18 protein-coding genes are annotated in these 20,792 nt (G+C 37.3%); 3 read left to right on the forward strand and 15 right to left on the reverse strand.

The genetic code is table 11. The annotated features are described in order from the left end of the window. Nucleotides 1-25: 25 nt before the first annotated feature. The 7 genes from KP713_RS02135 to proQ all read right to left on the reverse strand — a co-directional run bounded on the left by KP713_RS02135 (nt 26) and on the right by proQ (nt 7,057). Nucleotides 26-649, reverse strand: coding sequence for a ComEA family DNA-binding protein (locus KP713_RS02135; protein WP_215769718.1), 624 nt, complete (start codon nt 647-649; stop codon nt 26-28). A gap of 91 nt (nt 650-740) precedes the next feature. Next, a complete protein-coding gene (locus KP713_RS02140) occupies nt 741-1,373 on the reverse strand; it encodes an MBL fold metallo-hydrolase (protein WP_215769719.1) in 633 nt (210 codons plus the stop codon). Between the two features lie 9 nt (nt 1,374-1,382). Continuing rightward, nucleotides 1,383-2,138 carry a TatD family hydrolase gene (locus KP713_RS02145; RefSeq protein WP_215769720.1) on the reverse strand — a complete coding sequence of 252 codons (756 nt, stop codon included), beginning with the start codon at nt 2,136-2,138 and terminating at the stop codon, nt 1,383-1,385. A gap of 52 nt (nt 2,139-2,190) precedes the next feature. After that, the gene (mepK, locus tag KP713_RS02150) at nt 2,191-2,751 is read right to left on the reverse strand and encodes a peptidoglycan L,D-endopeptidase MepK (RefSeq protein ID WP_215769721.1); all 561 of its coding nucleotides are present in this window, start codon (nt 2,749-2,751) and stop codon (nt 2,191-2,193) included. A gap of 30 nt (nt 2,752-2,781) precedes the next feature. Further along, entirely contained in the window at nt 2,782-4,242 is a 1,461-nt protein-coding gene (locus KP713_RS02155) for a L,D-transpeptidase family protein (RefSeq protein WP_502793467.1), read from the reverse strand. A 74-nt stretch (nt 4,243-4,316) separates the two neighbouring features. Then, entirely contained in the window at nt 4,317-6,392 is a 2,076-nt protein-coding gene (gene prc / locus KP713_RS02160; RefSeq protein WP_215769723.1) for a carboxy terminal-processing peptidase, read from the reverse strand. Nucleotides 6,393-6,418: 26 nt separating this feature from the next. Beyond that, nucleotides 6,419-7,057, reverse strand: coding sequence for an RNA chaperone ProQ (gene proQ, locus KP713_RS02165; RefSeq protein WP_005644693.1), 639 nt, complete (start codon nt 7,055-7,057; stop codon nt 6,419-6,421). 179 nt (nt 7,058-7,236) lie between these two features. Here proQ and KP713_RS02170 point away from each other — a divergent pair, with 179 nt between their 5' ends. Then, on the forward strand, nt 7,237-8,487 hold the full coding sequence (locus KP713_RS02170; protein WP_215769724.1) for a PqiA/YebS family transporter subunit: 1,251 nt from the start codon (nt 7,237-7,239) through the stop codon (nt 8,485-8,487). After that, a complete protein-coding gene (locus KP713_RS02175) occupies nt 8,471-11,113 on the forward strand; it encodes a PqiB family protein (protein WP_215769725.1) in 2,643 nt (880 codons plus the stop codon). Before KP713_RS02170 ends, KP713_RS02175 begins: the two co-directional genes overlap by 17 nt. A 43-nt stretch (nt 11,114-11,156) precedes the next feature. Here the strand turns inward: KP713_RS02175 and KP713_RS02180 are convergent, their stop codons facing one another. From KP713_RS02180 to lptF, 3 genes are all read right to left on the reverse strand, one after another. Continuing rightward, complete coding sequence (locus KP713_RS02180) at nt 11,157-11,999, reverse strand: patatin-like phospholipase family protein (RefSeq protein WP_215769896.1); 843 nt, start codon at nt 11,997-11,999, stop codon at nt 11,157-11,159. An 86-nt stretch (nt 12,000-12,085) separates the two neighbouring features. After that, entirely contained in the window at nt 12,086-13,162 is a 1,077-nt protein-coding gene (lptG, locus tag KP713_RS02185) for an LPS export ABC transporter permease LptG (protein ID WP_046942840.1), read from the reverse strand. Nucleotides 13,163-13,167: 5 nt separating this feature from the next. Next, nucleotides 13,168-14,262 carry an LPS export ABC transporter permease LptF gene (lptF, locus tag KP713_RS02190; RefSeq protein ID WP_215769726.1) on the reverse strand — a complete coding sequence of 365 codons (1,095 nt, stop codon included), beginning with the start codon at nt 14,260-14,262 and terminating at the stop codon, nt 13,168-13,170. A 107-nt stretch (nt 14,263-14,369) separates the two neighbouring features. Between lptF and KP713_RS02195 the strand changes: the two genes are divergently transcribed. Further along, on the forward strand, nt 14,370-15,845 hold the full coding sequence (locus tag KP713_RS02195) for a leucyl aminopeptidase (RefSeq protein WP_065264639.1): 1,476 nt from the start codon (nt 14,370-14,372) through the stop codon (nt 15,843-15,845). 138 nt (nt 15,846-15,983) lie between these two features. Here KP713_RS02195 and modC read toward each other — a convergent pair whose 3' ends face one another. From modC to KP713_RS02220, 5 genes are all read right to left on the reverse strand, one after another. Further along, nucleotides 15,984-17,039 carry a molybdenum ABC transporter ATP-binding protein ModC gene (gene modC / locus KP713_RS02200; protein ID WP_065264638.1) on the reverse strand — a complete coding sequence of 352 codons (1,056 nt, stop codon included), beginning with the start codon at nt 17,037-17,039 and terminating at the stop codon, nt 15,984-15,986. Next, nucleotides 17,026-17,754 (reverse strand): molybdate ABC transporter permease subunit, encoded by a 729-nt coding sequence (gene modB, locus KP713_RS02205; RefSeq protein WP_005654374.1) that lies wholly within the window; start codon nt 17,752-17,754, stop codon nt 17,026-17,028. The genes modC and modB overlap by 14 nt, the downstream gene beginning before the upstream one ends. A gap of 134 nt (nt 17,755-17,888) precedes the next feature. Next, entirely contained in the window at nt 17,889-18,653 is a 765-nt protein-coding gene (gene modA / locus KP713_RS02210) for a molybdate ABC transporter substrate-binding protein (protein ID WP_215769727.1), read from the reverse strand. Between the two features lie 122 nt (nt 18,654-18,775). Then, nucleotides 18,776-18,949 (reverse strand): DUF5363 domain-containing protein, encoded by a 174-nt coding sequence (locus tag KP713_RS02215; RefSeq protein ID WP_215769728.1) that lies wholly within the window; start codon nt 18,947-18,949, stop codon nt 18,776-18,778. After that, nucleotides 18,946-20,790 carry a tRNA(Met) cytidine acetyltransferase TmcA gene (locus tag KP713_RS02220; protein ID WP_215769729.1) on the reverse strand — a complete coding sequence of 615 codons (1,845 nt, stop codon included), beginning with the start codon at nt 20,788-20,790 and terminating at the stop codon, nt 18,946-18,948. The genes KP713_RS02215 and KP713_RS02220 overlap by 4 nt, the downstream gene beginning before the upstream one ends. Nucleotides 20,791-20,792: the final 2 nt, after the last annotated feature.

Consider the following 20,792-nt stretch of genomic DNA (forward strand, 5'->3'; position numbering starts at 1 on the left):
TATAATTTAGTCTAGTAATATCTACTTAAAAACTTAAGAATGGTGCTATTTTTTCAATGGTTGTTGAACCTAAACCATCAATTTTTGACAATTCTGCCATATCTTTAATTTTGCCAACCTTATTACGATAGTCGATGATTGCTTGCGCTTTTTTCTCACCGATACCAGAAAGCTGTTGTAATGTTTTAGCATCCGCTTTGTTAATATCGATCTTAGCTGAATCGGCAACAGACTTAACTTTATCTTTTGCACTATTCATTTTTTCTGCGGCTTTTTCTTTCGTTTCTTTCACTTTCTCCGCTGCTTTGTGTTTTAAAGCTTTGTGACTATCTTCTGATGAAGAATCTTTTAATGATTTTACTTTCTCTTTTACTGAATCAACTTTTTCTTTCGCAGCAGCCATTTTTTCTTTCACAGAAGAAACGCCTTCAGTTGCTTTTTCTTTTGTTGAAGAAACTTTTTCTAAAACATTTCGTTTCGCAGCTGACGCAGAATCTTTTACTGATTTCACATTTTCTGAAACGGTTGTTTTAACATTATCTTTAGCCACATCTTTTAATGTAGCCAATGGATTTTCATTTGCTAATGCAGAACCTGAAATAGCAAGGGTAAGTGCGGTAACACTTAAAAGAGATTTTAAAGATTTCATATAAACTCCTATTATAAAATTTGCCAAAGGCATGCTTAAGACTTCCTCTCTGGCAATTAGTTCAAAATACCATAAAAAATTCACCGCACTTTTAACGATTTAAAAATGGGTTTGTCTGTTTTTCTCGGCCAATGGTTGTATAAGGCCCATGCCCAGCAATAATAATAAGATCATCATTCAACGGTAATAGTTTTGTTTTAATTGAAGAAATCAATGTTTCATAATCGCCACGAGGAAAATCGGTGCGACCAATTCCGCCTTGAAATAATACATCTCCTGTAAATGCCACTTTTTTCTCATGTTCAATAAAACCAATATGTCCAGGTGTATGCCCTGGTAAATGTAAAATCTCGAAATTAAAGCCATCTAATTTTAAGATTTCTCCTTCTTGATTAAACCAACGATCAGGTAAAAAGGCCTTAATATTTGGTAAACCAAAACGTTGGGCTTGTTCTGGCAAACTCTCAAATAAAAATTTATCTTCTTCATGAGAACCCCAAATTTCAACACCAAAATGTTGTTTTAATTGCATCGCTGCGCCAACATGATCTAAATGACCATGGGTAAGTAAAATCACTTTAAGATTTAAATCCAGTTCTTCAATACGCTGAATTAGGCGTTCGGCTTCGCCACCTGGGTCAATGATTGCTGCATTTTTGTCTTCATCCCAAATCAAAGAACAGTTTTGTTGAAATGCGGTGACTGGGATAATTTCGATATTCATGTTTGCTCCTTATAATCGATAAAATTGTTGAGTATTCAAAAGCATTTGCTCTTGAACATAATGCAATGGTAAGGATTTTAACTCAGCTACTTTCTTCACGACTGCGAATAATTGCTCAGAAATTACCGCACTTTCAAATCCTTCGTATGGCCAGGGACTATCCGTTTCAATCATCAAACGGTTTAACGACAAATGTTGAGCAACATATTGCGTTTTATAATTCCATAAAATATCAGGTGTTAGACTCGCAAAATATGGTGTAGATAAAAATTTCTGAAAAGATTTTTCATCTGTCTTAAACCAATGAAAATGAACTCGTTGGATATTATGTTTCTGTAATAATTCGAGGGCAATATCCACATCATTATGCACAATATGTAAATTTAACGGCAAATCCCATTTTTTCGCTATCAGAATAAATCGTTCCAGTAATTCAATGTAAGGTACGTAATCCAAATTTGAATTTTCACGTTTAGAATAATGTGGCAACCCCACCTCGCCAATCGCAGAAATCGATGAATGATGTTCATCAATCCATTGAAATAATTCTTCTCGCTCTTCTAAATTGAGCAAAGGCTGTTCAGGATGAAAACCAGCTGCAATATAAAGTTTCTCGGGATAAGCCTGTTTTAAATTCAATAGTTTTTTAGCACTTTTTAGATTCGTACTTACCGCAAGCATACCTGTAATCTTTGGCTCACCAAGTGTTTTCTGAATATTCTCATCAGAGAGTTGATCCAAATGAAGATGACTGTCAAATAGCATAGTATTTTCCAATGAAAAACCGCACAAAAGTGCGGTCAATTTTAAATTTATTTTATACCCCTTTCCAGGTTCTAACAGGGCCTGTATCCACATGAATAAAATTACTTGTCGGATAATATCCTACCCCACCATTACTCAGATTTTCTGCAGTAGCTTTTACTTTAGCCAAAGGCACACCTGCAATACGAAAATCAATGGCCTTACCTTTAATATGATAACTATTACTTGCTACTCCGCTACTTTGACGATGACGCATTGCATTAGTTGCAGCAGAACGATACCCACAAATTACTTCAATTTCAGCATTACGTAACCCTAAATTACTTTGAATGTCATAAAACTTGTGGAACAAATTTGGATCCATTTTACAAACTTGGTTTGTTCGTTTATCGCGCATAAAATGGTCTAATTTTTTTAATGTGGCACTTGCGAAACCTTTTTGAGCCGAAAACTCACCGCTTAATTGCTCTCCCGTATTAATGTTACGGAAAGTCAAAATACGAGGCTTAGGTGTTGAAACCATTGCTAATACAGAATTTGGTACAACTGATGCACCTAAAACAATGCCACCGAGCGACAGCCACTTACGTTTCTGTTTATCAACTTTGTGCATCCTCTCTCCTTTCTATTTTTTGATGGACTATTAGAGATATTTTTTGACGACATTCCAGTTAATTCCACTGAAATTCATCAATCCATCATATTTATAAATATCTGGCAATGTCTGAATTTTTCCATTCTCAACCCAAGATGTCACATAGTATATAAATACTGGGTTTTCTGAACGAATTGGGGCAGAAACCGTTTTTTTACTTTCTAAAACATTCTTTTTACGTTCATCAGACCACCCCGCTTCTTTCAATAAAATACTAGCAAGTTGATCAGATTTTTCAACACGCACACAACCAGAACTTAATGCGCGATCTTTACGGCTAAATAGCCCATGATTTGGCGTGTCATGTAAATAAATGGCATCTGAGCTTGGCATATTAAATTTATAATTACCCAGTGCACTATCACCTGCAGCTTGTCGAACTCGATAAGGGAATTTATTACCAATAGATGCCCAATTTATCGAGTAAGGATCAATCACATTTCCAGCACTATCCAAAATGGAATAATTATGAGCGGCAATATAACTAGGATCTGCTTTCATTTTTGGCAATAAATCTTCATTGATTAAGCGAGTGGGAGCATTCCAAGGTGGATTAACAACAACACTACTTAATTTACTATACATCACCGGTGTGCGACGCTCATCCTTACCAACAATAACACGGGATTCCAAAGTTAAATTACCATCGCGATAATACTGCAATTTATAACTTGGAATATTTACAAAGATGCCATTATGAAAATCAGGAATTACTCGCAAACGCTGTGCATTAATTGCAAGTTTCTGCCCAACCTCTGATAAGCCTGATGCAGATACCATTGATGATAACGCTTTAACAGTTTGATGATATAAGTGATTATCGCCCGATAAACTTTTTACAAAACCTAAAAGTTGACCATTTTCTACCGCACTTAACCAACGTTGAATATGCTCATCTGCAGGTTGTTGAACTTGATAAGCACTAGATGAATACAACCAACGTTGAGCTTGCGCGCCTACATTTTGAGTATAATACAAATAATCTAGCAATATATCGCTCAATAAAACATCATAAGTTAATCCACCTTGTTGTTCGATCAATTCAAAGGATTCTAAGGATTTTGCTGAACGTTTAGAAATACCGCTAGCTACCATGGCGGCATAATCCTGTAATAATTGGTGAGCCGCAGCATTATCTTTCCATAGTGGCGTATATTTACGTTCTGCATATAAACGAGCTAACAAAGGCTTAAACTGTAAAGCATGCTCACCTATTTCATGGGTGAGAGACATTTCTAAAATTGCTTGCTTTTCCTGTGATAAGCGAACTTGATCTAATTTAATTTCCTCTTCAAGCTTTTGTTTTTCTTCTGGAGATAAATACGAAACATCAACGCCATGAAGTTGCGCCGATTGTCCATTTCTTACAAAATCTGCTAAAGCGCATCCAGATGTCATCATTGATAATGACAACGCAAATACTGAGAGCTTTGCAGTGCTTTTAAACATAGCCATTCCTTAAACATTTCCTAAAACAACCGCACTTTATTTAAGTTCTAAAATAAAGTGCGGTTAAAATAATTTTATTTTTTCTCTTCTACTGTTTCTGTTGATTTCTGTATTTCTTTACCAACATCTTGCCCAGTTGAATTCAACATGACAAAATCCGCAGCCATTTTTTCTGCTTCTTTTAAGAAGAAATCTGGCGCTTCATAATCTTTCGGTAAATCATCAATATCATTTAATGCTTTTTTACCTTCGCGTTTGAAACGCTCATTAATATCTTTTAAACGTCTTGCATCATCTTTATCATTTTCAGCTTTACGCATTTGATAATTCAGCGATAAGAATTTGCGATCACGGCGCTCATTACGAATTTTTAAATCTTCATTCAATGCAATAAATTCAGGATCTTTAGCAATACGCTCAAGATGCTTTTTATTTAATACATCAACATCTTTGCGAGCATTGCCAACTTCAGTATAAGTTGCAGATGGAATTTTATCCCATGGCAATGCATTATCTTCCTTATCTTCGCCGTACTCTTTGGCATCGATAATTTCAGGGAAATTAATATCTGCAGCAACGCCTTTTAACTGAGTTGAACCACCATTAATACGATAGAACTTTTGAATCGTATACTGTAATAAACCTAATGGTGTTTGATCTAAATCATAGGTAAAATTTAATGAGCGACTTTGCTGAACCGTACCTTTACCAAAAGTATTCTGACCAATGATAATACCACGATTGTAATCTTGCATTGCGGCAGCAAAAATCTCAGATGCTGATGCGCTATAACGATTAATCATCACCAATAAAGGCCCTTTATATTGCTGTGCTGAATCATCATCTTCATGTACCCGAATACGCTGATAAGCATCTCTTACCTGAACTACAGGTCCATCTGTAATAAACAGACCACTTAATGCAACAGCTTCTGTTAATGCGCCACCACCGTTCTCACGCAAATCAACAATTAAAGCATCCGCCTTCTGATTTTCTATATTAGTGAGTAATTTTTTTACATCACTTGTTAAACCGATATAAAAACTAGGAATTTTAATCACTGCAATATTTTTACCATCAATTTTATTCATGGTTAATTTTGCAGCTTGATCTTCAATACGCACTTTATCGCGCACTAAAGTAATAATACGAGATTTTCCACCTTTAGACGGCTCAATTTCCAACCGAACTTTTGTGCCTTTTTTACCTTTGATTTTCTCAACGATATCTTCTAAACGCCAGCCAACAATGTCTTCAATCTCGCCTGTAGCTTGTCCCACACCGATAATTTTATCTCCGGGATGTAATTTTTTGCTTTTTTCAGCTGGTGCGCCAGGAACAAGTGACTTGATGCTTGTTTCATCATCTTCTGATTGTAAAGTTGCCCCAATCCCCTCAAGAGAAAGATTCATGCTTTCGTTAAAACTTTTCGCCGTTCTTGGTGCAAGATAGCTTGTATGTGGATCAATTTCGCGAGCAAATGCATTTAAATAAGTTTGAAGAATGTCATCTGCCTTCGTTTGAGTTAAACGGCGAATTGCCAAATTATAACGTTTGGTGAGTTTTGACTTAATTTCTGACCATTTTTTATCTTTTAATTTAAGATTAATAATGTCATTTTTTACTCGTTCTTCCCAAAGTTTGTTGGCTTCCTCTTCGTTTTTCGGAAATGCCGCTTTTTCACGATCAATTTCAATTTGATCCTGGCCATTCAAATTAGGCTCTTTATCTAATAAAGACAACGCATAAGCATAACGTTCATAACGACGCTTCATCATTACATCATAAATATCAAAAGCAGCAGAAAGATCACCTTGATTTAACTGGTCATCCAACTTAGTGCCATATTTTTGACGAAGTTCATCTACATCAGATTGCAAAAAGGTGTTATGGCTAAAATCAATATTTTTAATATAACGATCAAAAATCTTCTCAGAAAAAGCATCATCCAATGAGATCTTTCGATAATGCGATTGGGTTAATCGAGTCGTTGCACGCTTAGTCGCCAACTGATTCTCTTCGCTTGCTGTTGGAATAGTGATATCGCTCAGTTTTAATTTAGGCTGCACAGCCAAAGCAGGCACAGAGCCGATTAACAATACCGATAACAATGCGCTAGTAATCACATTTTTTGAAATATTAGATCTCATAACCTTTCCCGAGTAGAATTAAATCATTATGCAAATAAACGATCTGCAGCTACGCTCATAACCAAACCGTTTTCAAGTTCAACACGTGCTGAGTCTTTTAGCACTTCCACTACTGTTGCTTTTTTCGCATGATCACCAGCTTTCACTTTCACCACAGAACCAACAGAAATTTGTGAAAAATCAACCGCACTTAATGAGGGCTTATTGAAATGTTTAGCATTTTTATTTGCAGGTTTACGTGGGCGTTGTTTTTGTTGTGCTTTTTTCGCTACAGCCTCAGCTTTACGTTTTTCGGCAACACGCGCTTTAGCATCTGCAAGCTGTTGAGCTGCATGGGCTACATGTTCAGCTTCTAACACGCCGGCTGGATTACCTTGCAAATCTACGCGCACTGCGCCTTCGCGACAGCCATGTAAATAACGCCAATTTGATGTGTATTGACGAAGAGCCTGACGCAACTGAGTTTTGCTTACACGCTCATCATCTTGTAATGCTTCCGCTAAATCTTGGAACAGACCAATTTTTAATGGTTTTGCTTCGCCTTCTAAAATAAAGCAAAGTGGGAATTTTTCAGCCAAATACGCAATAATATCTTTTGTATTGGTTAGTTTTTGTGAATTTACTTGCGCATCAGTGGTCTGAACGCCAGATTGAGAATCAGTCATGTTAGTTATCCTAGGGTAAATATAAACCGACCTAGTTTATCGCACTTTTTACAAAATTTACAATGAATCAAAACATTGTGAATAAATTTTGCACAAAAATAGTCAAGAACACTTCCCATATATACTTAAACAAGGCTAAAATGACCCGTTTTTAACAACCGAATAAAAGATAATCTTTCGTGCAAGAATCAAACCTCACACAAAAATCATTTCAAATTATAAAATGCGAAGAATGTGATGTTAACGTAGAAACACCTTTAATATTAAATAAAGATGAACAAGCTGAATGTCCACGTTGTCATCACCATTTAGCGACAGGTGGGCGTTGGTCTGTTCATCGTTGTGCTATGGTTGCTTTATCGATCCTTATTTTGATGCCATTTGCCTTGGGTTATCCCCTATTAAGTCTTCATTTGTTAGGTGTAAAAATTGATGCATCTATTTGGGAAGGTATTTGGAAAATGTCAGTGGCAGGCTATGAATACACTGCCTTTATGGTGTTTATCTGTGCCGTTGTGATGCCAATTACCTTTGCAATTTTAGTCATCATGCTCTGGATTGCAAAAATTTTGCATATTAAACCACGTAGTGTTTTGCTTTTTTTAGGTTATATAAAACCTTGGGTTATGTTTGATGTTTATTTAGTTGCGCTAGGCGTGACGATGTTCAAGGTGCGTGAATATGCAACACTGGAAATTAATGTTTATTTAATTCCCTTTATTTTCACCGCACTTTTGACAACCTTACTTTTTATCAAATTAAACCTTAAAGCATTATGGAAAGAGTTTTATCCCGAAAATGAACCCGCTTATGATGCAAACAACATTGAATTATGTAATGCTTGTAACTATACATTTTCAAAAAACGGTATTCATTACGATAAAAAGAACAACCCACGATGTCCGCGCTGTTTATCGCCTGTTCATATTTCAGATAATATTAAGTTACAACGCACTTGGGCAAGTTTAATTGCAGGGATTATTATGCTTTTCCCAGCAAATTTATTACCCATATCAGGCATTTATTTAACAGGAGCACTCTCTGAAGATACATTAATATCTGGTGTAATTTCTTTTGTTAACATGGGCAGTTATTTTGTTGCTTTCGTGGTATTCTTTGCGAGTATTTTTGTCCCAATCAGTAAAGCGGCAATTTTACTTTATTTACTAAGTTGTGTTCATTTTAAATGGCGACATTCTATAAAATGGCAAATACGTTTATTGCATATTGTGCATTTCGTTGGGCGCTGGTCGATGCTTGATTTATTTGTATTAGCCTTAATGATGTCACTAGTAACACGCGGTGAAATTATTAATTTTACCGTTGGTCCTGGCGCATTTTACTTCGGCGCTGCCGTATTTTGCAGCATGATTTCAACCTCACAATTTGATAGTCGATTAATTTGGAAAATTTATGACAGAGAAAAATAGTTCTTCAATGAAAGATCAACATACAGAAATGACAGCGGCAGTACGAAAAACTCGTCGTATTTCTCCATTTTGGTTACTTCCCTTCATTGCATTATGTATTGGGGCAATTTTATTCTTCCAAATTGTTAAGGAACGTGGCACAAGCATCACGATTACCTTCACCAATGGTTCTGGTATCGTTGCGGATAAAACACAAGTTCGCTACCAAGGTTTACAAATTGGTGTGGTGAAAAAAGTAAATTTCACAAATAACATGCAAAAGGTGGAAGTTATTGCCAATATCAATCCTGAAGCATCAAGTATTTTGCGTGAAAATACAAAATTCTGGCTTGTTCAACCAAATGTTTCACTTGCAGGCATTTCAGGTTTAGATTCTCTCGTATCAGGCAATTACATCACTCTTCAACCGGGTGATGGCGATCGCGAAGATGAATTTATTGCGGAAGAACAAGGCCCCATTGCCCAAGTTTCGCCTGGAGATTTATTGATTCACTTAATTTCTGATGATTTAGGCTCAATTTCTATCGGAGCATCCGTCTATTTTAAAAAATTACCTGTGGGAAAAATTTACGATTATCGCATTAACAAAGACAATAAAGTGCAAATAGATGTTGTGATTGATAAAGCCTATGCACAGTTTGTGAAAAAAGATTCACGTTTTTGGAACATAAGCGGCATTAACGCCAATATTAGCCCATCAGGCTTAAATCTAAATGTAGAAAGTTTAAATGCGGTTGTGCAAGGTGCTGTTTCTTTTGACTCTCCAGCTGACAGCCCAAAAGCAGATGAAAATAGTCATTTCACGCTCTATACCAATTTAAAAGCGGCAAAACGTGGGATTGAAGTCAACGTAAATATCCCAGCATCTTCTGGTCTCGTTGCAGGACAGACCGAAGTTTATTCTCAAGATAATCCTATCGGGATTCTTTCTAAAATAAGTGCGGTTGAAAATAACGATGAAATTTTAGAAGGCAGTTTATTGATAGATCCAAACCAAGCCTCTTTATTTAAAGCGAATAGCAAAATCGTACTTCGCAATAAAAAAACGGATCTTGGTAATTTAGCTGATCCCAAAAAATTCTTTCGTGGCGAATATTTTGATGTCATTGCTGGAGATGGTGAAACTAAGCACCAATTTGATGTCGTTAAAGAAAATGAGTTATTACTCAATGCACCTAATACATTAGTTTTAACACTCACCGCACCAGAAAATTATGGTGTAAGTGAAGGGCAAAATGTGTTTTATAACAACATGCCAATTGGACAAATTGTTTCACAAAAAGTGGATATAAATGGCGTGCAATTTAAAGCAGCAATTGCATCTGAATATCGCAATTTAATTCACGAAAATACACAATTTGTCGCAGCAACCAACTTTGATATCAGCGTTGGATTAGACGGATTGCGTTTTGAGTCCGCGACACCAGAAAAATGGTTACAAGGTGGCGTACGAGTATTAACGAAACAAGGTCAGGGAAAAGCTAAAAATAGCTATCCGCTTTATCAAAATATTAGCAATGCTGAACATGGCATCATCGGAAATATTCTTACGCCAACGATAACCTTACACACCCAAACGTTACCAAGCATTGATAAAGGCTCTCTCGTACTATATCGTCAATTTGAGGTGGGAAAAATTTTAAATATTAAACCTAAAACTAATAGCTTTGATGTGGAGGTTTATATTTATCCCGCCTATCAACATTTGTTGACCGATAAAAGCCGTTTTTGGGTAGAAAGTGCGGCGAAAATTGATATCACACCTAAAGGAATTAGCATTCAAGCGACGCCACTTGCGCGTTCATTAAAAGGTGCTATTAGCTTTGATAATAGTGGTTCAGGTAATAATCGAACACTTTATGCAAATGAAAATTATGCAAAATCCATCGGGCTTGCAATCACCTTAACGGCAGATGATGCAACCAATCTGAGCAAAGGAATGAGTCTGCGCTATTTGGGTTTAGACGTAGGGCAAATTGACAGTATTCAGCTTGATGCAAAATCTAAACGCATCACTGCAAAAGCGTTAATCAACCCTAATTATATGAATATGATTGCAAAAGAAGGTTCTAACTTTACGATTATCTCACCACAAATTTCAGCAGGTGGAATAGATAACCTTGATAGCTTATTACAGCCTTATATCGATATTGAAATTGGGAATGGTAAAGCAAAAACGCAATTCAATTTAGCTCAAACAGCTCCACAACGTAATAAATTTAGTAATGGTACGCCATTTATTTTAGAAACACGTGATGCAATGAATTTAAGTGAAGGTTCACCAATTCTTTATCGAGGCGTAGAAGTGGGTACCGTGAAAAAATTTGAGCTTAACAGCCTTGGTGATCGCGTCTTAGTTCATATCGCAATCATGCCGAAATATAGTCATCTTGTTCGACAAAATACAGAGTTTTGGATTGCATCAGGTTATGACTTTACCTTAGGCTGGAAAGGTGCGGCATTTAATACAGGAAGTGTTCAACAGTTGCTAAAAGGTGGTATTTCTTTCTCCACGCCAGCAGAAAAAGAAATTCAACCACAGGCGCAGCCAAACAAACGTTTCTTACTTCAAATAAAACGCCCTGAAGAAGTGCAAACTTGGGGAAGCGGCGCGTTACCACAATAAATAAAAAATGGATTAAACGGTAAAAGGTTTAATCCATTTTTTATTATCGATTTAAATAGTCCAATAAATTTTCCCACTGTAATTGCATATCTTTCATACCCAGCTCATACATTGCCTGCAATTTATTGGGATCTTTTTCAATACGCTTAATCTTCAAATCAACAGAAGGTCGAATAACAAAAATATCGCCTTTTTCTGCTAGCTTAAGCACATTTTCAACTTGTCGATTATACATGGCATAACGCTGATTTACGGCATCTGCAAAATGTGGATAACGTCGATAAAACCATTTGGCAATCCAAGTCATTGGCTTAGATTTTCTATAATCTAAAGTGCGGGTAAGAATAACAATGATTTTATCGTATCCTAACTTCTGCATTTGTTCGACAGGAATAGAATCTGCAATGGCACCATCCAAATAAGGAATACAGTCTATCTCAACTGGCGTAGAAACATAAGGCATAGCAGAAGTAGCACGCAACACCTCCATTTGGGCCAAAGGATCTATTAATTTGATATATTCTGCTTGTGCAGTTTGTAAATTAGTCATAGCTACATAAAAATCGATATCTGATTCTTTAAATGTTTTATTATCAAACACATCATATTTGAAAGGTACTTCATAAAAAGCAAAATCTTTATTCACGATATTTCCAGTGCTCACCAAACTTTTAAAACTGATATAACGCTTATCTGATATAAATTTCTTGTTATAACGAATTGCCCGCCCTTTTTGCCGAGAAGGATAATTAACACCAAACAATGCACCTGCAGAAACAGAAATGATACCATCAACCCAAAAATCTTTATCTAAGAAGGTATCTAGTACACCCGCCGTGTACATGCCTCGCATCGCCCCACCTTCTAATACTAAGCCAATTTTCATTGATTTTTTAACTTCTTCCATTTAAAAACTACACATAAAAATATTGCGTGTCATTTCTGAACACGCAATTACTTGAACAATCTGGATTAATCCCGTTTCCGACTCAGCAACCACCAAATCATCACGATAAATAGTAAACTTGGCATTAGCGCACCGAAAACAGCAGGCATGTTATAGACAACGCTCATTTGCCCGAAAATTTCATTTACGACATAGAACAAAAAGCCAAAACAGATGCCTGTTACAATTCTAGCTCCCGCTGTCACGCTGCGTAGCGATCCAAAAATGAAAGATAATGCCAATAACATCATTACGCCAACAGACACTGGTTGAAAAATTTTCCGCCAGAATGTAAGTTCAAAACGACTCACATCCTGACCTGTTTCACGTAAAAATGAAATGTAATTATACAAACCTGAAATAGACAGTGATGTAGGACGTAAAGAAACAGCGCCTAATTTATCTGGCGTTAAATTTGTTTCCCATTTTTCCGATAAGCGATTACTTGTCGTGATTTCATCTTTGCTAATCATAGAATGGTTCACTTGACGTAAAGTCCATTTACTTTCATCTTCCGAATAACTTGCTTGGTTAGCATGTTTCAACTCCGTCAAATTACGATGCTGATCAAAAGTATAAATATAAATATCGTTTAATTTTGCATCATCAGTAACACGTCGAACAAACACAAAATTATTACCATCTTTTGCCCAAACGCCATTTTTCATGGAAAGCATTGAACCACCAGAAAGCGCTCGAGCACGCATATCACGTGCGAACTGTTCTGTTTGCGGAATCCCCCACTCACCAATAACCATCGTTAATAAAACTAACGGTAATGCGGTTTTCATCACTGCCATACCAATTTTAAAACGAGAAAATCCAGCGGCTTGCATCACAACGAGTTCGCTTCGACTAGCAAGATTACCCAAAGCCATTAGAGCACCAAGCAATGCTGCCATAGGAAAGAAAGTTTCAATATCTTTTGGAATAGTTAAGCCAGTAAAAGCCACCGCTTGCCAAATATCATAAGTACCTTTACCTACGCTACGAAATTGTTCCACAAATTTGATAATAGCAGACAGCCCAACCAATGTAAGCAAAGTAGCAAAAATCGAACCAAGAATACTTTTTCCAATATAACGATCGAGGGTATTCATCATTTTGCTTATCCTTTTCTACTGAATAAATGGCGGAATTTATACATGGCAGCGCTATCCCAACCGTTTAACACGATACCAAGCAACAAAAAGCCAATATTAACAAGAGGCATAAAAATAGCCGCATCTAATTTTCCTGCTGCCCCCGCAGATTTAAAGGAACTTTGTAATAAAAAATAAATTAAATAGAGTAAAAGTGCGGGTAAAATTTTGGCAAATCTACCTTGTCGAGGATTTACACGACTTAATGGCACAGCAATTAACGCCATGAGTGGAACAGCTAGGATTAATGTAATACGCCAATGCAATTCAGATTTCGCGGAAGGAGAATCTAAACCGATAAGTTGAGACAACGTTAATTCCGCGACTTCATCATTCGTATTTTCTGTTTCCTGATGACCTAAATAGGCTTGATATTCATCAAAATGCGTAATGCGAAAATCTGGCAAAACAGACGTGCCTTCGACTCGTTGCGTATTTTGTAAATTCAGAATTTGATCTCCATTTGGCAGCGCTTTTAATTCGCCTTTTTCAGCAGTCACAACTGATGGTTTCGTTTGTCCTTTTGGCGCAGTTTGGAACAAATACACGTCATTAATTTGATTTCCCTTGATACTATCAATAAATAAAACAAAATTGTTGTTATTTGTTGACATAAACTGACCAGAAGAAAGCGCCCCCATCGTTGGATTCGCTTTGGCATCTTCTACGATCGCAGCTTGTTTTTGAATTGACCAAGGCGAAAGCCACAAGACGTTATAAGCAGCAAGTCCCGCAGTAATCAATGAAAGCATTAATGCCACACGCACTAAAACACGCTGTCCGACACCACAAGCACGCATCACCGTTATTTCACTTTCAGCGTAGAGACGACCAAAAGTGAGTAAAATCGCAATAAACAAACATAATGGCAACATTAATTGCGCCATAGCAGGCATACCAAGCCCAAGCAAGGAAAATACCAAATCAGCTGGTACTTTACCATTAGCCGCAGATCCCAGTACGCGCACTAACTGCTGAGAGAAAAATATCAGCAATAAAATGAACAAAATGGCGACTTGGCTCTTAAATACTTCTTTCGTTAAATATCGAATTAAAATCATCTTATTTCGTTTGTTTTTCTAAATCTAGAATGGGGGAAAACTGGATAAAATCGGTCGCGTATGATACCTTATTTTCGCTGAATTAAACAGAAATTTAAGGACATCAAATGAAATATCAAGCAAAAAACACCGCACTTTCTCAAGCCAGTGATTGCATTGTTTTAGGCGTATATGAGAACAATGAATTTTCAAAAAGTTTCCATGAAATCAATCAATTAACCCAAGGCTATTTAAACGACTTAGTAAAATCAGGTGAGCTAACTGGCAAATTAGCCCAAACTATTTTACTTCGAGATCTTCAAGGTCTTGCTGCCAAACGCGTGTTAATCGTTGGCTGTGGCAAAAAAGGAGAACTCTCCGAGCGTCAATATAAACAAATCATCCAAGCTGTATTAAAAACCTTAAAAGAAACCAACGCGCATGAAATCGTTTCTTATTTAACTGAAATTGAATTAAAAGATCGCGATCTTTATTGGAATATCCGCTTTGCCATTGAAACGATTGAACACACCAATTATCAATTTGATCATTTCAAATCTCAAAAAGCAGAAGCCTCTGTTTTTGAATCTTTCATCTTTAATACGGATTGTGATCAAGCACAACAAGCCATTGCTCATGCCAGTGCGATTAGCTCAGGTATAAAAGAAGCTCGCGACATCGCAAATATGCCACCAAATATCTGTAACCCCGCTTATCTTGCTGAACAAGCAAAAAATTTAGCAGAAAATTCTACCGCACTTTCATTGAAAGTTGTGGATGAAGAAGAAATGTCAAAACTTGGAATGAACGCTTATCTTGCCGTCTCAAAAGGCTCTGAAAACCGTGCTTATATGTCTATTTTGACATTCAATAATGCACCAGATAAAAATGCCAAACCCATTGTACTTGTAGGCAAAGGATTAACCTTTGATGCAGGCGGTATTTCACTTAAACCGGCCGCTGACATGGATGAAATGAAATATGACATGTGTGGTGCAGCCTCTATCTTCGGCACAATGAAAGCCATTGCAGAGTTGAACTTGCCATTAAACGTTATTGGTGTTTTAGCCGGTTGTGAAAATTTGCCTGATGGCAATGCTTATCGCCCAGGCGATATTCTCACTACCATGAACGGTTTAACCGTAGAAGTGCTCAACACCGATGCAGAAGGCCGCTTAGTCCTTTGTGATGCCCTTACTTATGTTGAGCGTTTTGAACCTGAGCTTGTTATTGATGTTGCAACCTTGACCGGGGCTTGTGTGGTTGCCCTTGGCCAACACAATAGTGGCTTAGTTTCTACAGATAACGATCTTGCCAATGCATTACTCCAAGCGGCAACAGAAACCGCTGACAAAGCGTGGCGTTTACCATTAAGCGAAGAATATCAAGAGCAACTGAAATCACCTTTCGCCGATCTTGCCAATATTGGCGGTCGCTGGGGTGGCGCAATTACAGCGGGTGCATTTTTGTCTAACTTCACGAAAAAATATCGCTGGGCACATTTGGACATCGCCGGTACAGCTTGGCTACAAGGAGCAAATAAAGGCGCAACTGGCCGTCCTGTTTCTTTATTAACCCAATTTTTGATTAATCAGGTTAAATAAAATAGGCATGAAAATAACCGCACTTTTAAAAAGTGCGGTTATCCAAGAATACCGAGGAGCGTATTAATTTGAAAAACGGTGAATATATCGATTATTCACCGTTATCAATAACATTTAACAATCAATAAAACGCAATATTCACATCACTGACACCGCTTTAATTTGAACATAAACATCTTGCCCAACAGCAAAACGCAGTTCATTTTGCGCCCATTTACTGATACTTGCCCAAATCTTATGTCCATCCACCAGCACCGCAATATCCACTCGAGAATCTTGTATCTCAATTTGTGCAACTTGGCCACGTAAAATATTACGAATACTTGTTTGTTCTGGCTTTTGCAGAGTGATAGAAACATCTGAACTATAAATACAAACTCGCACTCGCTCGCCTACATTCGCGGGCACTAGATGAATCCAAAGTGCTTGTTCGCCTAAGAAAAGTGCGGTCATTTTATAAGGAGGATTATGCAAATGAACGGGCAAGGCAAGTACACTACTCTGTTCGCTTTCTCCTTTCCAAGGGGCAAAAATAGCACTATTCCAGATTTTTTCTACGCTGTCATAGGCTTTCACGATGCCGTTTTCCATCAGTACGACCCGATCAGCTAAACGTAACAGTTCGTCTAAGCTATGTGTAACATATAAAATCGGGATATTAATTTCTTTAGAAAGACATTCCAAATATTGCATTAGCTCGCGTTTACGGGGAACATCAAGGGCAGAAAGTGGTTCGTCCATCAGTAAAATATCAGGATCAGTCAGCAGCGCCCGCCCGATTGCCACACGTTGTTTCTCTCCGCCAGAAAGCGTAAGCGGATAACGCTTTAATAAGTGAGTAATCCCGAGAAGATCGACAATATAATTAAAATCATCTTGCGAGACATTTTTCATGCCATAGCGCAAATTACCTTTCACGGTGTAGTGAGGAAATAAACGCGCATCTTGGAACACATAGCCAATTTTACGCAAATGAGTCGGCAATGATTCTTGGGTTTCCATATCCACTAAAGTGCGGTCATTTAAACGGATGAATCCTTCGTCTGGTTGTATCAAACCACTCACGAGATTAATTAGCGATGTTTTGCCTGAACCAGACAAACCGAAAATTGCGGTTACGCCTTGATCTGGCACTTGTATATTCGCTTGCAAGGCAAGTTGCCCGAGCTGTTTTTTCACATTAATCTGCAACATTTCCTTGTCCTAATTTTTTCTGCATTCGCTTGCTCAACCACTCTGACAATAGCAAAGAAATCAATGACAGAATGATAGCAAATAAACATAAGCGAGCGGTTTGTTCTTCTGCTCCCGGTGTTTGAATAAAAGAATACATCGCAAGAGGAATAGTTTGAGTTTCTCCTGCAATGTTCGACACAAAGGTTATAGTCGCACCAAATTCCCCTAATGATCGCGCAAAACCAAGAACAAGCCCAGCTAAAACCCCTGGTAAAGAAAGTGGCAAGGTTATTGTAAAAAATACACGCCAAGCAGAAGCGCCGAGTGTTTGCGCTGCTTGCTCCAATTTAATATCAATATTTTCTAAAGAAAGTCGAATCGCACGAACAACCAATGGAAAAGCAACCACTGCAGAGGAAAGCACCGCCCCCTTCCAACTAAAACCAAAAGATAAGCCAAACCACTGATATAAATACTTGCCAATGAAACCGTTACGCCCCATTGCCACAAGCAATAGATAACCGATAACCACAGGTGGCAACACTAAAGGCAAATGAATTACGCCAGTAATCAGGGATTTTCCATAGAAATTTTTACGCGCTAAGAGCCACGCAACAAAAATGGCTAAAGGTAAACTCCAAAGCATGGAACTGACGGCGACACTCAAGCTTAAATTAATCGCTGAGATTTCCATTGGAGTCAGATTGAAAAATGAAAAAAATTGGGTAAGCAAAATGAATCCTTATCTGAATAGCCTCTCTTTAAATTCCTTGTTTATGAGAATATCCCATATTGATGAGAGGTAAGATGCTCTATAATAACAAAAGGGCAGAAATATCCGCCCTTCATGACTATTAAGATTCTATCTTATTTTGCAGAGAAACCATACCCTATAAGCACTTTCTTCGCAGCATCTGACTCTAAATATTTCAAGAAGTCACGAGAATCCGCATTATCATGACCTTTAACAATAGAAACGGGGTAAACAACGGGTTTATGGCTATCCGCAGGGAAAATACCAACTGTTTTTACTTGTTGGCTTACTTTTGCATCAGTGCTGTACACAATACCGTAAGGTACTTCTGCACGTTCAACTAAAGCTAATGCGCCACGCACATCTTTAGCACGCGCTAAACGATCTTGTACTTTATCCCATAAATTTAATTTAGTTAATGCTTCTTCTGCGTATTGACCAGCAGGCACGTGCGCAGGATCGCCAACAGATAAATAGCTATCTTTTAATGCATTAATCCATTCGCCTTTTGCAATATCCAAAGAATTTACCGCACTTTTTGCTGGTGCGATTAAGACTAAATCATTACCCACTAAAACTTTTTCAGTTTCTTTCACAGTTAAATCTTTTTCAGAAAGATATTTCATCCATTTATTGCTTGCTGATACAAAAATATCCGCTGGCGCGCCTTCTTCAATTTGTTTTGCTAAAGTTGAAGAAGACGCGAAAGAAAACACCACTTCATTTTTCGGATTTTGTTTTGCGTAATCTTTTGCTACTTGTTGTAATGCATCGGTCATTGAAGCAGCTGCAAATACAGTCACTTTAGCGGATGCCGCAAAAGAAAAGCCTAATCCTGCAATTAAAAGTGCAGTTGAAATTTTAGTTAATTTTTTCATGAATCATCTCCTATGATTATCGATATATAATTTATTATATATCAATTTCAATATATAAAGAAAGTAGCAAATATAAAAAATAACTAATCATTTCAAGTGATTCACCGTATATAAAAAGGTATTTACTGATTAAATTTATCTTCTGTTTTCTTCAAATTACCATTTTCATCTTCTTTCGCTGACATAGGCACGCAGCTACAATTAGGTTGATCTAATCCCCATTCTTTAATGAAATTATCATATTTTTCAAGTGCACGTTTAAACCAGCCTTTTGGTTTTGCGATTTGTTCTGTCATAAAGTTCCTCCTTCTAAGTATTGTTTAATTTCTAAACGCAAACATTCTACGCCTTTCCTCTTGTTAATAGGAAGTTGTTTTTTTGTTAAATAAGCAGAAATTAATGGAAAATTTTCTTTGCCCGCTAATTTTAATAAACGCCTTATCGCAGGAATGCTCGAAAATAAAGTGCGGTGAAAATTAGCGAAGTTTTTTAAGCTCACCCAATCGAACTCATCGAGCTGCCAATCAAGCTGATTTTGCTGAAAATTTATGGCGAACGGATGAAAAGATAAAAGGATATTACGCTGAAATTGTTTGTGCGCAGTATCAACTAAAGCCAATCCATCTTTAGAAATACCTTTAAGGGCAATCGCTGAATAACAACCACTACTCGCTTCTTGGTGCTCACCTAAATGTACCAAAACAAAACCGCACTTTTGCCAAAATTTTGCCAGTTCGTCGGTGTAGCCAAAACTCACCGAAAGAAAATCAACTTCTGAATTTTCCATAAATTTCATTAGATTTTGACCAATACCCTGTTTTTGCCAATTTGGCTGAACCGCGATACGAGAAATGCGTAAGGAACGTAATTTACAGGCTTGAGGCAAGTTTTCATAGAAACATAATGCCTGCGGCACCAGATTCCCTTTCGGACGACGTTTGCCTTGTTGAATTTGAATAATCAACTCATCATCAGCCATATTTCCTTCTTCTAATACCCAAATTGCACCGAGCAAATTCTGTTGATATTCGGCAAAATAAAAACGTTGATTTTCCCCATCCAGTAAACGGCGAAGATCAAGTGGCGACGTTCGATAATGCGCCAATGTCATTAAGCCATAAAAATCTGCAATATGATGAGGTTTTTGCACTTCTCGAATTTGATAAGGGAGATGAGGTCGAAAAGGAAATTGCTGAAAATCATCTTCGGCATTTAGCAACAAAAGATCATCAATAAAATGTTCTAACGGATCATTTTCTTGCCAACGTAGGGGATGTTTAAGCTCAAAATGCTGAAAAGTGCGGTGGATTTTCCGTTTAAATTTTAATTCGAAACCACGCCCCGTTCCTTCATAGCTATGAATTGTAGTACTGAAAATAATATGTTGAAAATATTGAGAATATTCTTGTAATAACGGCAACGGGAGCATCGCAGCTTCATCTACGAGCAACCAAGCAGATTGACTAAATTCGGGTTTATATTGTAACTTCAAAGCTAATTCATCGGGAGCAATAAATTCAATGCCCCCTTCTGAAAATTCGATAACCGAATGCACCGCACTTTTATTTGGTGCGGTGAGATAAACTGGCGCTTGAATTTGGTTAGCAAGCATTCCCAATAATGCAGATTTCCCTCTTCCTCGCTTAGCGGTTAGAAAATAAATATCCTGCTCGGACTGTAAAATAGTCTCGATAATTTGTTGTTGCGCTAACGTAGCATTTTTATGAAGTTCGTTAGAATAAAAAACCGTAGGAAATTCAACCGCACTTTCCTCTCTCAAAATGGGGAAATGATAGCGTTCAATGCACTGTTTGAAATGATCAATAAAATTAGGCGTGGCAATTGCTGACTGATTTCCATTCCAACGTAAACTATCTTGATCAAGTTGCAGAGATAAATTTTCCCAATCGGATAACACTAAACAAAGTGTGCCACCCATTTTCAGTGTTCCAGCCGCAATAGCTAGTGCTTCAAGATGAATGCCATTTCGTCCATCAAATAAAATATGTTCAAATTCTTGTCCAAGCAAATTCGTTGCTTTAGAAAAAACAATGCCACTTTCACCGATAATCAATACGCTATCATGCACAAGCGGCAAAGTTTTGCTGATTAAAATTTGAAGCTGGCGAGATGGCATCT

Origin of the sequence: Haemophilus sp. SZY H36, from assembly GCF_018829625.1 — a bacterium.
GTDB classification, from domain to species: Bacteria; Pseudomonadota; Gammaproteobacteria; order Enterobacterales; family Pasteurellaceae; genus Haemophilus; species Haemophilus haemolyticus_K.

Bases quoted from the DNA above. Each gene is read 5' to 3' on its own strand.
- KP713_RS02135 (WP_215769718.1), bottom strand. From the start codon at position 649: ATGAAATCTTTAAAATCTCTTTTAAGTGTTACCGCACTTACCCTTGCT.
- KP713_RS02140 (WP_215769719.1), bottom strand. From the start codon at position 1,373: ATGAATATCGAAATTATCCCAGTCACCGCATTTCAACAAAACTGTTCT.
- KP713_RS02145 (WP_215769720.1), bottom strand. From the start codon at position 2,138: ATGCTATTTGACAGTCATCTTCATTTGGATCAACTCTCTGATGAGAAT.
- mepK (WP_215769721.1), bottom strand. From the start codon at position 2,751: ATGCACAAAGTTGATAAACAGAAACGTAAGTGGCTGTCGCTCGGTGGC.
- KP713_RS02155 (WP_502793467.1), bottom strand. From the start codon at position 4,242: ATGTTTAAAAGCACTGCAAAGCTCTCAGTATTTGCGTTGTCATTATCA.
- prc (WP_215769723.1), bottom strand. From the start codon at position 6,392: ATGAGATCTAATATTTCAAAAAATGTGATTACTAGCGCATTGTTATCG.
- proQ (WP_005644693.1), bottom strand. From the start codon at position 7,057: ATGACTGATTCTCAATCTGGCGTTCAGACCACTGATGCGCAAGTAAAT.
- KP713_RS02175 (WP_215769725.1), top strand. From the start codon at position 8,471: ATGACAGAGAAAAATAGTTCTTCAATGAAAGATCAACATACAGAAATG.
- KP713_RS02180 (WP_215769896.1), bottom strand. From the start codon at position 11,999: ATGAAAATTGGCTTAGTATTAGAAGGTGGGGCGATGCGAGGCATGTAC.
- lptG (WP_046942840.1), bottom strand. From the start codon at position 13,162: ATGATGAATACCCTCGATCGTTATATTGGAAAAAGTATTCTTGGTTCG.
- lptF (WP_215769726.1), bottom strand. From the start codon at position 14,262: ATGATTTTAATTCGATATTTAACGAAAGAAGTATTTAAGAGCCAAGTC.
- KP713_RS02195 (WP_065264639.1), top strand. From the start codon at position 14,370: ATGAAATATCAAGCAAAAAACACCGCACTTTCTCAAGCCAGTGATTGC.
- modC (WP_065264638.1), bottom strand. From the start codon at position 17,039: ATGTTGCAGATTAATGTGAAAAAACAGCTCGGGCAACTTGCCTTGCAA.
- modA (WP_215769727.1), bottom strand. From the start codon at position 18,653: ATGAAAAAATTAACTAAAATTTCAACTGCACTTTTAATTGCAGGATTA.
- KP713_RS02215 (WP_215769728.1), bottom strand. From the start codon at position 18,949: ATGACAGAACAAATCGCAAAACCAAAAGGCTGGTTTAAACGTGCACTT.
- KP713_RS02220 (WP_215769729.1), bottom strand. From the start codon at position 20,790: ATGCCATCTCGCCAGCTTCAAATTTTAATCAGCAAAACTTTGCCGCTT.